Origin of the sequence: Streptomyces sp. WAC04114 (assembly GCF_019733245.1) — a bacterium.
In the GTDB taxonomy this organism is placed as follows: domain Bacteria; phylum Actinomycetota; class Actinomycetes; order Streptomycetales; family Streptomycetaceae; genus Streptomyces; species Streptomyces massasporeus_A.
Map to the genome: position 1 here is coordinate 14,081 of NZ_JAIGQA010000008.1, position 12,957 is coordinate 27,037.

Consider the following 12,957-nt stretch of genomic DNA (forward strand, 5'->3'; position numbering starts at 1 on the left):
CCAGTCGTTGCGTACGCGGAGGCCGCACCCTTGGACGTGGGGTGCGGCCTCCGCCGTGTCCGGGCTCCAGGGTCCTCAGAGCGCGAGCGCCGCCGCGTGCACCGCCCGCGCCAGCCGGTCGTTCTCCGGGGCCGCCCCGCCCGGGAAGGCGAACCGGCGGCGCGTGTAGCCGTAGGCGAGGCCGCTCCACGGGTCGGCGAAGGCCTGGGAGCCGCCCGCGCCGCTGTGCCCGATCGTCCCGGCACCGAGGAACGGGTGCCACGTGTCAGCGGTCATCTGGAAGCCGAGCCCGAACGACTTGTGGGCCCGGGCCACCAGGTCGTGGCCGGCCGAGTGGAACTGGCCGAACTCGGCCACCGTGTCCGGCTTCAGCAGCGCCGGCTGCTCGCCCACCTCGCTGATCGCCGCCGCGTACATCCCCGCCAGGCCCCGCGCGGACGCCACCCCGCCCACCGAGGCGGGGCCCTTGGCGCGGATCAGCGGCATGTTCGGGAGCGAGACGAGGTCGGTCGGCTCCGCAGCGTTGCGGTTGAACGCGATTGATTCCAACGCGTGCGGACCCGTGGGTGCGGCGGCGTCGAGGACGGCCTGCTGCGCGGGCGTCGGATCCATCGGCAGGGTGGTGCGGAAGCGCGGCTCCGCGGGCACGGGCAGCCCCAGGTGGAAGTCCAGCCCGTAGGGGGCCCTGATCCGCTCCTGGTAGACCTCCTGCAGCGTGCGGCCCGTCGCGCGGCGTACGACCTCGCCGGCCAGGGCGCCGGCGACCAGCGCGTGATAGCCGAACGCGGTGCCCGGTCGCCAGAACGGTCGCTGGTCGGCGAGGCGTTCGGCGAGCTGGCGGTCGTCGGCCAGCTCCGCGACCGTGAACCCGGAGTCCGTGCCGACCACGCCCGCCCGGTGCGCCAGCAGATCCCGCAGGGTCAGCGCGCCCTTGCCCTCGGCCGCGAACTCCGGCCAGTAGTACGTCACTTTGCGGTCCAGTTCGAGCGTGCCGTCCTGGACGAGCAGAGCCACGACCAGGTAGGCGGCGCCCTTGGTGGACGAGAACACGCCGTAGAGGGCGTCCGCGTCGGTCCCCGCCCACAGGTCGACGACCTTCCGGCCGTGGACGTAGGCGCACAGCTGCCCCTCGTAGTCGGCGCGCTCCCCGGCGACGAACGCGCTGAACTCCTCGCGCACCGCCTCGAAGCCGTCCGCCACGGTGCCGTGGATCTCTTGCGTCATCCGCTCTCCTTGACTGAAGCGCTGTGTGCCACTGTGAACAATGCCCTCGCCACCTGCGGGAATTCCCCCTTGGGGTGGTCCCGGAAGAGTGGTTCGGTGCCGAAGAGGACCGTGTGGTCCCCGCTGACGACCGAGGCCTGCCCGGCCGCAGCGGCGGGACCGCCGGTGCCGCCGGGCAGCGGCCGCCAGTGCCCGGCGACCAGCGGGTTCCCGGTCGCGTACGACTGCTCCACGCGGACGCCCGGGCCCGGGTCGGTGAACCAGAGCGGGGCGTAGACGAAGCCGTGGTCCGGTGCGCCGCGCGTGATGCCGCCCGTGTTGGTCACCTTCACCACGCCGTTCGCGTCCGCGTTGCCCTCCACCGGCTTGACGGCCAGCCGGCCCGCCGCCGCGTTCAGGGCGGCCCCCGTCGCGCCCCTGCCGACCAGGCCGTGCCCTTCCAGGAAGGCGTCCAGGGCCTGCCGGGCGGAGGCGGTCAGGTCCGCGTGTTCCAGCCCGGCGGACACGAACAGCACGTCCGTGCCGGACCAGTCGAAACCCGCGTTCAGGACGGCCGTCGAGACCGGTGTGACGTCGAAGCCCATCTCCCGCAGGGCGAACAGCTCACCCGGTGTGACGGCGGCGGCGACGCGGAGGCGGTGCAGCGGTGCCGTGCCGGTCCGCCGCGTGGCGGTGAAGGAGACGTCGTGGTCGCGGGCGGCCGTGCGCGCCGCGCGGCGGGCCGACGCCGGGACGACGACGCTGCCGTCGTCCGCCCGCCGGACCGCCACGCCCTGCCGGAGCAGGGAGTTGAGGGCGGCGATCTCGCGCGGGTCGGTCAGGCGCAGCCGCAGATCGCCGTGCGCGGGCACCCGGGCGACCGGTGCGGCCTCGCCGATCGCGCGCAGCGGCGCACCCCGCAGGCTGCCCGACGGCACCCGCTCGACCGTGGCGCCCCACAGACGGCCCAGGCTCCAGCCGGAGATGTCGTACATCACCGAGACCTTGCCGCTGATGTCCCGGCCGTCGGCCAGCAGCACGTTCGCCATGCCGCGCTTGGGCTGGTGCATGTCGACGACGTACGAGCCCCGGGGGTAGGTCCGTCCGGCGAGCCGGAAGGGGCGGGTGGCGCGGGTGACGCGGACGTCGTTGGCGATGAGGTGGTCGACCAGACGGGCGGCGGCGGGCCCCGAGCGCTGGGTGCGGGCGTCGCCGGCCGGGATGACGTAGGCGCGCGGGAACCTGGTCGTGTAGACGTCCTCCGGGCCGATGCCGGGGACGCCGGGGACCGTCTGCGCCGATACCGGCACCTGCGCGGCGCCCGTCGCGCCGCGGCGGAAGACCTCGATCTGGTCGGCGATCAGGGTGCCGCGGTGCTCGCGGACATGGGCCAGGGTCGCGCCGATCGCCGCGCCCGCCACGGCCGTGTTGATCGCCGAGCGGCGGCGCAGCTCGGGGACGGGCAGCTCGTCGTACTCCTCGTTGTTCACCGCGAGCGGGATCTCCACCGTGTGGGCGGCCACCGTGCCGTGGAAGGCCGCGTACTGCGGGGTGAAGATCGGCGGCCAGTCGTCCCAGCCTTCTTCCTGGTCGCGGAACGGGATCTGGGCCGCCTCCACACCGTCCTTCGCGGGCGTGTAGCCGAGGGCGTTGACCGCCGACTCCATGCCGAGGGCGTTGGCGTAGGTGTTCTTCAGGAAGAGGTCGTACTCGTAGTTCTCGCCGTGCGGGGGAGTGGTGGGCTCGATCAAGGTGCCGTTGACGTAGCCGTGCAGGTCGAGCAGGACGGCCGGCTGCGTGCCGAGCTCGATCTGCCGCATCGCCCGCGTCTCGGGCTGGGAGGCGGTGACGAAGTCCCGGTTCAGATCGAACCCGTTCGCGTTGGCGCGGGCCCCGGCGATCCGGCCGTCCGGGTTGGCCGTGATGTTGAAATACAGGCGGCTGTGCGCGAGGAGGTCCCTGGTCTTCGCGTCCTTCGCCGTGGCGAGCCGCTCGATGGTCCTCAGGGAGGCGTCCGTGCCCTCCCACTCGTTGCCGTGGATGTTGTTGTTGACGAAGACCGGCGTCTTGTAGTCGCGCTTGATCTCACGGGACTTGGCCGCCGCCGCGGGCGCGTCCCGGATCAGCTCGCGCATCCGCTCCTGGGCGCGGGCCTGCCGGGTCGTCTCCGGGGCGGTGACGGTGACGAGGTAGAGGCGGTGGCCGCCCGCCGAGCGGCCCGTCACCTCCACGCTCACCCGGTCGCCCAGACGCTGTAACGCGTTCAGCTCGGGGGCGATGGCGTGGTACGGCGTGAGCCCCAGCTTCAGGGACTTGTCGCCGGGGTTCTCCGGATCGGGGGAGAGGACCAGGCGGCGGGGGTAGGCGCGGGTCGTGGTGCCGGTGGGGACGTCCTCGGTCAACGCGCGTCGCGTCGCGCTCGCGGGAGCCTGTGCCGCGCGGTCGTCCACGGCGGGGCCCTCACGTGTGACGGGCTTCTGGTCCGCGCCCGCCGCGCCGGGGGTGAGCAAGGGGGAACCCGCCGTGGCCAGGGCCAGGGCGGCGATCAGTGCAGGTCTCGCGGGAACGCTTCTCGTGGTGCGCACGCGTGCCTCCTCCGGGGCTTCCTGAGATCGGTACGGCGAGGTGTACCGCTTCGACTCAACGGCAACAAGGCCGCCTTGGTGTCACCGGAGCCCCGGACGGCCCTGTCGGGGAGTGACCGGGCCTGCCCGGATAGGGTTTCCCCATGCGCGATCTAGGGGTGGGTTTCCGGTACCTCCTGAAGGGCCAGCGATGGGTGGCCCGGCACGGCAGGCAGTACGGCTTCGGGCTGCTCCCGGGCCTGATCACCCTCGTCCTGTACGCGGCGGCGCTGGTCGCGCTGGCGCTGTGGGGCGAGGACGCCGTGGGCTGGGCGACGCCCTTCGCCGACGACTGGACCAGCCCCTGGCGCGGACTCTTCCGCGGCTTCCTGACCGCCGTGCTGTTCGCCCTCGCCCTGCTCCTCGCCGTCGTGACCTTCACCGCGGTGACCCTGCTGATCGGGCAGCCCTTCTACGAGAACCTCTCCGAGAAGGTCGACCGGGACGTGTCCCCGGACGGACACGCCCCCGAGTCGGGGCTGCCGCTCTGGCGCGAGCTGTGGATCTCCGCCCGGGACAGCCTGCGGATCGTGGTGCGGGCCGCCCTGTGGGGTGTGCTGCTGTTCGGGTGCGGCTTCATCCCGGTGGTCGGGCAGACGGCCGTCCCGGTGATCGGGTTCTTCGTCACCGGGTTCTTCCTCACCGAGGAACTGACCGCCGTCGCCCTCCAGCGCCGCAGCGTCGAACTGCGCACCCGCCTCGCCCTGCTGCGCTCCCGCAAGACCCTCGTCTGGGGCTTCGGCACACCGCTCGCCGTGTCCTTCCTGGTGCCGTTCGTCGCGGTGTTCCTGATGCCGGGCGCGGTCGCGGGCGCCACCCTCATGGCGCGTGACCTGCTCGGCGAGGAGATCGACGAGGACGGCGACGGCGGCGAGGCGGGCGACCGGGCCGCTACGCCGTTTCCGCAGCCACCGTCAGGATCGCCCGCACCTGGGCGATGATGTCCAGCCGGTTGCGCACGAACTCCGGGTCGGTGACCTCGCTGGTGTTCCCGGCGGCGAACTGCAGCACGGGCGTGTGCACATGCCCGCCCGGCAGCGTCGCGTGCAGCCCCAGCCGGTCCCGCAGCAGCGTGGCCCGGTAGGCGATCTCGTTGGACAGGTAGTCGCCGCCTCCGCCCGCACGGGCGGTCGAGCCGGGCGTCGGCCCGTCGGGGCGCACGACGGACTCGGTGCCGCCGGCCGGGATCTCGGTGACGCTCGTGTTGTCGTACACCGGGAAGCGGCCGGTCCGCGCGGCGGTGATCGCCGCGTACGGCAGTGTGGTCGTCGTCCACTGCGGCTGCGAGGCCGGGTCGCTCACCGGCACGGTCCCGGTGCGGCCGATGGTCTCGTTGTCGCCGAAGCCGCCCCGCCAGGCCCCGTTGGTCCGCTCGATGTCGAACCGCCCGACCCGGCCCTGGCTCACCGTCGTGAACAGGTCGACCTTCGGCAGGTGCGGCCGCAGGGTCCGCTCCACCGATCCGTCCGTGAAGTCCTGCCAGCGCACCGGGAACACGGCCGTCTCGACCCGGGCCGGGCCGTCCGCCGTCTCGATCACCGTGCCGTCGAGGGCCAGCGCGGTGGCGCCGGAGGGGTTGGAGATGCGGATGTCCCGGTCCAGGGTGAACGGGTCGAAGCCGGTGAGCAGGATCCGCTTCATTCCCTTGCCGTGCGGATACCGGATGGCGTCCTGGCCGCGCGAGGTGCGCTCCAGCTCGTCCAGCAGCGCGGCCCGCTGCCCGTCCGTCAGGCCGAACTCCGGCTCCCAGGTGCGCACGTCACGCGTCATGCCGAGCCGCGCCCAGTACAGAGGCCGGTCGTCGTCCCGGCTGAGGCCCTCCCGTCGCCCACCACCACCCTTCCAAGGAAGCGCTTCGCGCTCTTCATATTCGGCCGGTCCGCGCCCCTGCGCCCGGTCCACCGCACGCTGCCACAGCCGCGCGCCCTCCCGCGTCACGGCCCGGCGGGCCTCCCCGTAGGAGCGGGCCCCCTCCAGCGCCCGGGCCAGCCGTGGGGCCGCGGTGTCGAATCCGGAGCGGCGCAGGATCTCCTGCGGGGCGGCTCTGCCGAGCCGCTGCTCCTCGACGGTGGGGGAGGGGGCCGCCTGGGCGGCGTTCGCCGCTGTCGGCGTGGTGAAACCGGTCAGCAGGGCGAGGCCGAGGACGCCGAGGCGAACGCGTATGGAGTTCAAGGGTGTTCAGGCCTTCCGTCGCGGTGGGGGGTCGGTGCCGGACGGCCGAAGTATCGCGTGACGGGTGTGGCCCACGCCATGGGCGGGGCTCAGGGACCGGCCGCGCGAGGTCGCCGCGTACACCGCCCCGCGGCGCCGTCGTCGAGGACCGCAGCAGTGGCCCTCTGGCCGGCAGGATCCGCGAGCGTCGAGGCCGCCCCCGGCGAGAGCGCCGAAGCCGTCGGACTGCCACGCCGAGCTTTCGAAATCTGGGATGAAGCGACCGGCTCGTGGTCGTATGTGAAGGGTTCGTACGAGATCCAGGTCGGACGCTCGATCACGGACCGCAGGATCAGCGCGACGATTAACGTCTGATCCGGGACAAGTTCCCCACCAAGCAGCCCCGGTCCGGGACCTGACCTCCGGACCGGGGCTCATGGTCTGTCAGGGGGCCGCCCGTCAGCGGACGCCGAACCCGTACACCGTCTCCGAGCGGAACTCCTCGCCCGGCCGCAGCACGGTCGTCGGGAACTCCGGACGGTTCGGCGAGTCCGGGAAGTGCTGGGTCTCCAGCGCGATGCCGTCGCCGGGCGCGAAGGGGCCGGACAGGTGGTCGGCGGTGTACAGCTGGAGGCCGGGCTCGGTGGTCGCCACCGTCAGCACCCGCCCGGACGCCGGATCGTGCAGCTCGGCGACCTCCACCGCGGTGTCCGTCACGCCCTTGTCGAGCACGAAGTTGTGGTCGTAGCCGGAGCCGGTCTTGCGGGCCTCGCGGAAGTCGAAGCGCGTGCCCGTCACGTCCTGCGGGCCGCCGGCCGGGATCAGGTCGGCGTCGACCGGCGTGTACCGGGAGGCGGCCAGCCGCAGTTCATGACCGCCGGCGTCACCGGAGCCGGCCAGGTTGAAGTAGCTGTGGTTCGTCAGGTTCACCACGGTCGGCGCGTCCGTCACCGCCTCGTAGGCGATCCGCAGCGCCCCGGACCCGTCGAGCGTGTACGTCGCCGACACCTCCAGCCGCCCGGGGAACCCCTCCTCGCCGTGGCCACTGATCCGCGTCAGCCGCACCCCGTGCCCGACCGGCTCCGCGTCCCAGACGCGCTTGTCGAAGCCGCACGCCCCGCCGTGCAGCGAGTTCGCCCCGTCGTTCGGCTCCAGCGCGTACGTCCGGCCGTCCAGGGTGAACCGGCCGCCGGCGATCCGGTTGGCGTACCGCCCGACCAGGGCACCCAGGTACGGCTTCGGATGGGCGAGATACCCGTCGAGATCCGGGAATCCCAGCACCACGTCCCCGGCCCGCCCCTCCCGGTCCGGCACCTCCACGGACTGCACGATCCCGCCGTACGACAGGACCCGCACCCGCACGCCCGCCCGCTCCAGGGTCCAGCGGTACACCGGGGTCCCATCGGAAAGTGTTCCGAAGAGTTCGTTCATGTGCGGAACCCTAAGTCAGGGGCTCTTTCGCGGTGACGGTGCGGTACGCGATCTCCGCCAACCGGGCCTGTCCGTTCACGCTGGGGTGGAAGTAGTCCCAGCGGCTCAACTGGCCGGTGCCGAAGCGGTAGTCGTACACCGCGCCCCCGTCGTAGCGGCACCGCTCGTCCTCGGCGCAGACCTCCTTCAGGACCTTGTTGTAGTCCTCCACCCGCTTCTGCACCGTGTCCCGCCGCAGGGTCGCCGCCGAGTCCAGGGCGTCCGCGTCGCCCAGCATCGACGGGCAGATGCCCAGCTTCCACACCTGCTTGCCCATCGGGCTGCTCCGGCCCTCCGACCACAGCCGCTTCAGATTGGGCACGCTCGCCACGAACACCTGTGCCTTGGGCAGGGCCTTGCGCAGAGAGCGCAGGGAATCCTCGAAGTCGGCGCGGAAGGCGGAGACCGGGGTCATCGCCGAGAGCGTACGCCGGCAGGCGTCGTTCGCCCCCACCATCACCGTAACCAACTGCGGCTTGCGCCGCACCGCCTGCGCCATCTGCCCGGGCAGGTCGGCCATCCGCGCCCCGGTCACGGCGTAGTTCCAGCTGCGCTGCGCGGCTCCCGTCCTGCCCAGCAGCCGCACCGCGAGCGAGTCGACCTCGGGGCTGGCGCCGGTCGCCCAGGACGCCTCCGGACAGTCCGACAGCACGTCACAGGCGTCGAACCCGCGCGTGATGGAGTCCCCGACGGCCGCGACGGAAGCCGGGCTGCGGTCCCACAGGGGAGTGGGCTTCGGCGACGGCTTCGCACTCTCGGAGGGCGCGGCGGAATCACCCCCCACGGCATCACACCCCGCGACCCCCAGCGCGGCCGCAGCGGCCACGGCCAAAGCGCCCCGTGTGCGACGGCCTCGCTTCCGCATCCCTGGTCCATCCCCTCGCCACGCCGTGCCTGTCTCCCCAACCAATAACAACGCACGAGGGTTCCCGACCGATCAGGTGCAACGGCTCACACCCGCACAAGCGTCCCCCTGGGTGAATGGCGGGCGTTTCCCGGCACCTGGACCGACCGTACGTCACACTCCTTGCGCCCCCGCACGGTAGCCTCGCCATCAACGTGACCCGCCCGGTCACAGCCGTTCCGCCCGTTTGCACCATGTCCCGCTCTGCCCGGAGGTTCCGGTGACGACACGTGGAGTTCTGTACGTGCACTCCGCGCCGCGCGCGCTGTGCCCGCACGTCGAGTGGGCCGTCGCCGGGGTGCTCGGCACACGCGTCAGCCTGGACTGGATCCGTCAGCCGGCGGCCCCGGGCACCTGGCGCTCGGAGTTCTCCTGGCAGGGCCAGGTCGGCACGGCGTCCAAACTCGCCTCCGCACTGCGCGGCTGGCACCTCCTCCGCTTCGAGGTCACCGCCGAACCCTGCGCCACCGCCGAGGGCGAGCGCTACAGCTGCACCCCCGACCTGGGCATCTACCACGCCGTCACCGGCATCCACGGCGACATCCTCATCCCCGAGGACCGTCTCAGAGCGGCCCTCCAGCGCAGTCGGCAGGGGGAGACCGACCTGGAGGCCGAACTCAACAAGCTGCTCGGCAAGCCCTGGGACGACGAACTGGAACCCTTCCGCTACGCAGGCGAAGGCGCCCCGGTGCGCTGGCTTCACCAGGTGGTGTGAACGCCTCAGGGGACGTGCCCCACAGGGGCGCGGGGCTCTTTCGATGTGCGGCTCCGCCGCGTGGGCGCGACCAGCCCCCACCGTCCCGCGCCCGGCACACCACCTCACCGAAACGGCGAATGGCCCGAACCCCACCCAGGGAGTTCGGGCCATTCATCGCTCAGCGATCAAACCGTCCGGAACGCCAGCACCACGTTGTGCCCACCGAACCCGAACGAGTCGTTCAGCGCGGCGATCCGACCTTCGACGGGCAGCTTCCGAGCCTCACCCCGAACGACATCGGCATTCGCCTCGGCCTCGGGGTCGAGGTTCTCCACGTTGATCGTCGGCGGAGCCACCCGGTGGTACAGCGCCAGCACCGTCGCCACCGTCTCGACACCACCCGCACCACCCAGCAGATGCCCGGTCATCGACTTCGTCGCGGACACCGCGAAGTGGTCGGCGTCGTCGCCGAACACCTTCCGCAGCGCCTTCAGTTCGGCGATGTCACCCGCCGGCGTGGACGTGGCGTGCGCGTTGACGTGCACGATCTCCGCCGGGTTCAGGTCGGTGCGCTCCAGCAGGTTCTGCAGGGCGTGCGAGATGCCGCGCCCCTCCGGCTCCGGCTGCACGATGTCGTGCGCGTCGGCGGAGATGCCCTGCCCGACCGCCTCCGCGTACACCCGGGCACCGCGCTTCGCGGCGTGCTCGGCGGACTCCAGGACCACGACACCGGCGCCCTCACCGAGGACGAAGCCGTCACGGGCGGTGTCGTAGGGGCGCGACGCGCCCTGCGGGTCGTCGTTGTTCTTGGACATCGCCATCATGTTGCCGAACGCGGCGATGGGCAGCGGGTGGATCGCCGCCTCCGTGCCACCCGCGACGACGACGTCGGCGCGCCCGGTGCGGATCATCTCGATGGCGTAGCCGATGGCCTCGGCGCCCGAGGCGCAGGCGGAGACCGGCGTGTGCACGCCCGCGCGGGCGCCCACGGCCAGGCCCACGTTGGCCGAGGGGCTGTTGGGCATCAGCATGGGCACGGTGTGCGGGGAGACGCGGCGGACGCCCTTCTCCTTCAGCACGTCGTACTGGTCGAGCAGCGTCGTCACGCCGCCGATACCGGAGGCGATGACCGCGCCGAGCCGGTCGGGGTCGATGTTCGGGTCCTCGCCGGCCTTCGCTTCAAAACCGGCGTCGGCCCACGCCTCCTTGGCCGCGACCAGCGCGAACTGCGCCGAGCGGTCCAGTCGGCGGGCCTGCGGCCGCGGGATGACCTCGGTGGGCTCCACGGCGACCGGGGCCGCGATCTTGACGGCCTGGTTGGCCGCCCAGTCCTGCTCAAGGGGCTTGACGCCGGACTTGCCGGCGATCAGGCCCTCCCAGGTAGAGGCTGCGTCGCCACCCAGCGGTGTGGTTGCGCCGATACCGGTGACGACCACGGTGCGATTGGTCGGGCTCACGGGAATTCTCTCTCCAACGGTTACGAGGATTAAGCGGCGCCACCGCCGGGTGGCGGGGCAGTCGGCCCGAAGGCCGGATCGGCTGATCAGCCCTGGTGCTTGAGGATGTAGTCGGTCGCGTCGCCGACGGTCTTGAGGTTCTTGACGTCCTCGTCGGGGATCTTGACGTCGAAGCGCTCTTCGGCGGCGACGACGACCTCGACCATGGACAGCGAGTCGACGTCCAGGTCGTCGGTGAAGGACTTGTCCAGCTGGACGTCCTCAACCGGGATGCCGGCGATCTCGTTCACGATCTCGGCGAGACCGGCGACGATCTCTTCCTGAGTGGCGGCCATGTTGGCGCTCCTTCGTAGATATCCAGAGGGTGTGGCAGGTGTTTCCTCCCGTGCTGGATCGCATGATCCGGCACGGAGTGCCTAGGGGAGGGTAACGACAGTCGCGGCGTAGACGAGACCCGCCCCGAAGCCGATGACGAGCGCGGTGTCGCCGCTCTTCGCCTCGCCGGTCGCCAGGAGCCGCTCCATCGCGAGCGGGATCGAGGCGGCCGAGGTGTTGCCGGTAGTGCGTACGTCACGGGCGACCGTGACCGACTCCGGCAGCTTGAGTGTCTTCACCATCGAGTCGATGATCCGCTCGTTGGCCTGGTGCGGAATGAAGACGTCCAGGTCGTCCGCGGTGATGCCGGCGGCGTCCAGCGCCTCCTTGGCGACCTTCGCCATCTCGAAGACGGCCCAGCGGAACACCGCCTGGCCCTCCTGCGTGATGGCGGGGAACTTCGCGACCTCGCCGGAACGGTAGTCCGTCCACGGCACGGTCTGCTTGATCGTCTCGGACTTGTCGCCCTCGGAGCCCCACACCGTGGGGCCGATCGCGGGCTCCTGGGCCGGGCCGACCACGACCGCGCCGGCACCGTCGCCGAACAGGAAGGCCGTCGCGCGGTCCTCCAGGTCGGTCAGGTCACTCAGCCGCTCGACACCGATCACCAGGACATACTCCGCCGAGCCCTCGACGATCATGCCCTTGGCGAGCGTGAGACCGTAGCCGAAGCCCGCGCAGCCCGCCGAGATGTCGAACGCGGCGGCCTTGTTCGTGCCGAGCTTGTCGGCGATCTCGGTGGCGACGGCCGGGGTCTGCTTGAAGTGCGAGACGGTCGAGACGATCACGCCGCCGATCTGCTCGGCGGAGATCCCCGCGTCGGCGATCGCCTTGCCGGACGCCTCGATCGACATCGCGGCGACCGTCTCCGCGTCGTTCGCCCAATGCCGGGTCTCGATGCCGGAGCGCGAGCGGATCCACTCGTCGGACGAGTCGATCGTCTCGAGGATCACCTCGTTCGGCACCACCCGGGTCGGGCGGTAGCCGCCGACGCCGAGGATGCGCGCGTACGGGGCGCCCTTGCTGGGCTTGATCTTCGCCATGCGGTCGGCTCCTTGGGGGCGGCGGTCAGGCGTGCTCGGCGATGAGCTCGCGAGCCGCGTCGAGGTCGGCGGGGGACTTCAGGGCCAGCGTCTTCACGCCGGGCAGGGCCCGCTTGGCGAGGCCGGTGAGGGTGCCGCCGGGGCACACCTCGATCAGGGCCGTGACGCCGAGCTCCTTGAAGGTCTCCATGCACAGGTCCCAGCGGACCGGGTTGGCGACCTGGCCGACCAGGCGCTCCAGCACCTCGGGGCCACCGGCGACGGTCTGCCCGTCCTTGTTCGAGACGTAACGGACCTTCGGGTCGCCGGGCGCCAGGGCCTCGGCGGCCTTGGCCAGCGTGTCGACGGCCGGTGCCATGTGGTGCGTGTGGAACGCGCCGGCGACCTTCAGCGCGACGACCTTGCGCACGCCCTCGGGCTTGTCCGCCTCCAGCGCGGCGAGCTGCTCCTTGGTGCCGGCCGCGACGATCTGGCCCGCCCCGTTGATGTTCGCCGGGGTCAGACCGAGCTTCTCCAGATGCGGAACCGTCACCGCAGGGTCGCCGCCCAGCAACGCGGCCATGCCCGTCTCGGTGACGGCGGCGGCCTCGGCCATGCCGAGCCCGCGGGTGCGGACCAGGCGGAGCGCCTCCTCGTGGGGGAGCACCCCGGCGAGCGAGGCGGCGGTGAACTCACCGACGCTGTGCCCGGCGATCGCACCGACCTTCTGCGGCAGCTCGGCCGGGTCGTCGAACAGCAGGGCGGCGGACGCCAGTCCGGCCGCGACCAGCAGCGGCTGCGCCACCGCGGTGTCGCGGATCTCCTCCGCGTCGGCCTCGGTGCCGTAACGGATCAGGTCGAGTCCCGCGGCGTCGGACCAGGCCTCGAGGGCACCGCGAACACCGGGGAGGTCGAGCCATTCGGTCAGGAAGCCGGGCGTCTGAGCGCCCTGGCCGGGAGCGACGAGTACGAGCACTCTCACACTCTCTCTTGGGGACGGGCACAACCGCCCGTGAGGACAGGGACGAAGAACACGGAGGGGTTTTGTCGAGCT

12 protein-coding genes are annotated in these 12,957 nt (G+C 72.0%); 3 read left to right on the forward strand and 9 right to left on the reverse strand.

What is annotated here, in order from left to right:
• Positions 1-75: 75 nt before the first annotated feature.
• A complete protein-coding gene (locus K4G64_RS04350) occupies positions 76-1,224 on the reverse strand; it encodes a serine hydrolase domain-containing protein (protein WP_221754677.1) in 1,149 nt (382 codons plus the stop codon).
• Positions 1,221-3,788 carry a M14 family zinc carboxypeptidase gene (locus K4G64_RS04355; protein ID WP_221754678.1) on the reverse strand — a complete coding sequence of 856 codons (2,568 nt, stop codon included), beginning with the start codon at positions 3,786-3,788 and terminating at the stop codon, positions 1,221-1,223. The genes K4G64_RS04350 and K4G64_RS04355 overlap by 4 nt, the downstream gene beginning before the upstream one ends.
• A gap of 143 nt (positions 3,789-3,931) precedes the next feature.
• Here K4G64_RS04355 and K4G64_RS04360 point away from each other — a divergent pair, with 143 nt between their 5' ends.
• Positions 3,932-4,768: an EI24 domain-containing protein gene (locus tag K4G64_RS04360; protein ID WP_221754679.1), complete on the forward strand. Its 837-nt coding sequence runs from the start codon at positions 3,932-3,934 to the stop codon at positions 4,766-4,768.
• Here the strand turns inward: K4G64_RS04360 and K4G64_RS04365 are convergent.
• Positions 4,719-5,999, reverse strand: coding sequence for a pyroglutamyl peptidase (locus K4G64_RS04365; RefSeq protein ID WP_221754680.1), 1,281 nt, complete (start codon positions 5,997-5,999; stop codon positions 4,719-4,721). The two genes, K4G64_RS04360 and K4G64_RS04365, sit on opposite strands and share 50 nt — an antisense overlap.
• Positions 6,000-6,077: 78 nt before the next feature.
• Between K4G64_RS04365 and K4G64_RS04370 the strand changes: the two genes are divergently transcribed.
• Positions 6,078-6,353 carry a fibronectin type III-like domain-contianing protein gene (locus K4G64_RS04370; RefSeq protein ID WP_374206359.1) on the forward strand — a complete coding sequence of 92 codons (276 nt, stop codon included), beginning with the start codon at positions 6,078-6,080 and terminating at the stop codon, positions 6,351-6,353.
• Between the two features lie 84 nt (positions 6,354-6,437).
• On the opposite strand, the gene K4G64_RS04375 is transcribed toward K4G64_RS04370, so the two are convergent.
• Positions 6,438-7,409, reverse strand: coding sequence for an aldose epimerase family protein (locus tag K4G64_RS04375; protein ID WP_221754681.1), 972 nt, complete (start codon positions 7,407-7,409; stop codon positions 6,438-6,440).
• Positions 7,410-7,419: 10 nt separating this feature from the next.
• Entirely contained in the window at positions 7,420-8,313 is an 894-nt protein-coding gene (locus tag K4G64_RS04380) for an SGNH/GDSL hydrolase family protein (protein WP_221754682.1), read from the reverse strand.
• Between the two features lie 259 nt (positions 8,314-8,572).
• On the opposite strand from K4G64_RS04380, the gene K4G64_RS04385 reads away from it, so the two are divergent.
• Positions 8,573-9,067: a DUF3145 domain-containing protein gene (locus K4G64_RS04385; protein ID WP_031104082.1), complete on the forward strand. Its 495-nt coding sequence runs from the start codon at positions 8,573-8,575 to the stop codon at positions 9,065-9,067.
• Positions 9,068-9,234: 167 nt separating this feature from the next.
• Here K4G64_RS04385 and fabF read toward each other — a convergent pair whose 3' ends face one another.
• From fabF to K4G64_RS04405, 4 genes are all read right to left on the reverse strand, one after another.
• A complete protein-coding gene (gene fabF, locus K4G64_RS04390; protein WP_221754683.1) occupies positions 9,235-10,506 on the reverse strand; it encodes a beta-ketoacyl-ACP synthase II in 1,272 nt (423 codons plus the stop codon).
• 86 nt (positions 10,507-10,592) lie between these two features.
• Positions 10,593-10,841 carry an acyl carrier protein gene (locus K4G64_RS04395; protein ID WP_003989952.1) on the reverse strand — a complete coding sequence of 83 codons (249 nt, stop codon included), beginning with the start codon at positions 10,839-10,841 and terminating at the stop codon, positions 10,593-10,595.
• An 81-nt stretch (positions 10,842-10,922) separates the two neighbouring features.
• Positions 10,923-11,924 (reverse strand): ketoacyl-ACP synthase III, encoded by a 1,002-nt coding sequence (locus K4G64_RS04400; protein ID WP_221754684.1) that lies wholly within the window; start codon positions 11,922-11,924, stop codon positions 10,923-10,925.
• 25 nt (positions 11,925-11,949) lie between these two features.
• Positions 11,950-12,879, reverse strand: a complete 930-nt coding sequence (locus K4G64_RS04405; protein WP_221754685.1) for an ACP S-malonyltransferase — start codon at positions 12,877-12,879, stop codon at positions 11,950-11,952.
• Between the last annotated feature and the right edge of the window lie 78 nt (positions 12,880-12,957).

Bases quoted from the DNA above. Each gene is read 5' to 3' on its own strand.
- K4G64_RS04350 (WP_221754677.1), bottom strand. From the start codon at position 1,224: ATGACGCAAGAGATCCACGGCACCGTGGCGGACGGCTTCGAGGCGGTG.
- K4G64_RS04360 (WP_221754679.1), top strand. From the start codon at position 3,932: ATGCGCGATCTAGGGGTGGGTTTCCGGTACCTCCTGAAGGGCCAGCGA.
- K4G64_RS04370 (WP_374206359.1), top strand. From the start codon at position 6,078: ATGGGCGGGGCTCAGGGACCGGCCGCGCGAGGTCGCCGCGTACACCGC.
- K4G64_RS04375 (WP_221754681.1), bottom strand. From the start codon at position 7,409: ATGAACGAACTCTTCGGAACACTTTCCGATGGGACCCCGGTGTACCGC.
- K4G64_RS04380 (WP_221754682.1), bottom strand. From the start codon at position 8,313: ATGCGGAAGCGAGGCCGTCGCACACGGGGCGCTTTGGCCGTGGCCGCT.
- K4G64_RS04395 (WP_003989952.1), bottom strand. From the start codon at position 10,841: ATGGCCGCCACTCAGGAAGAGATCGTCGCCGGTCTCGCCGAGATCGTG.
- K4G64_RS04400 (WP_221754684.1), bottom strand. From the start codon at position 11,924: ATGGCGAAGATCAAGCCCAGCAAGGGCGCCCCGTACGCGCGCATCCTC.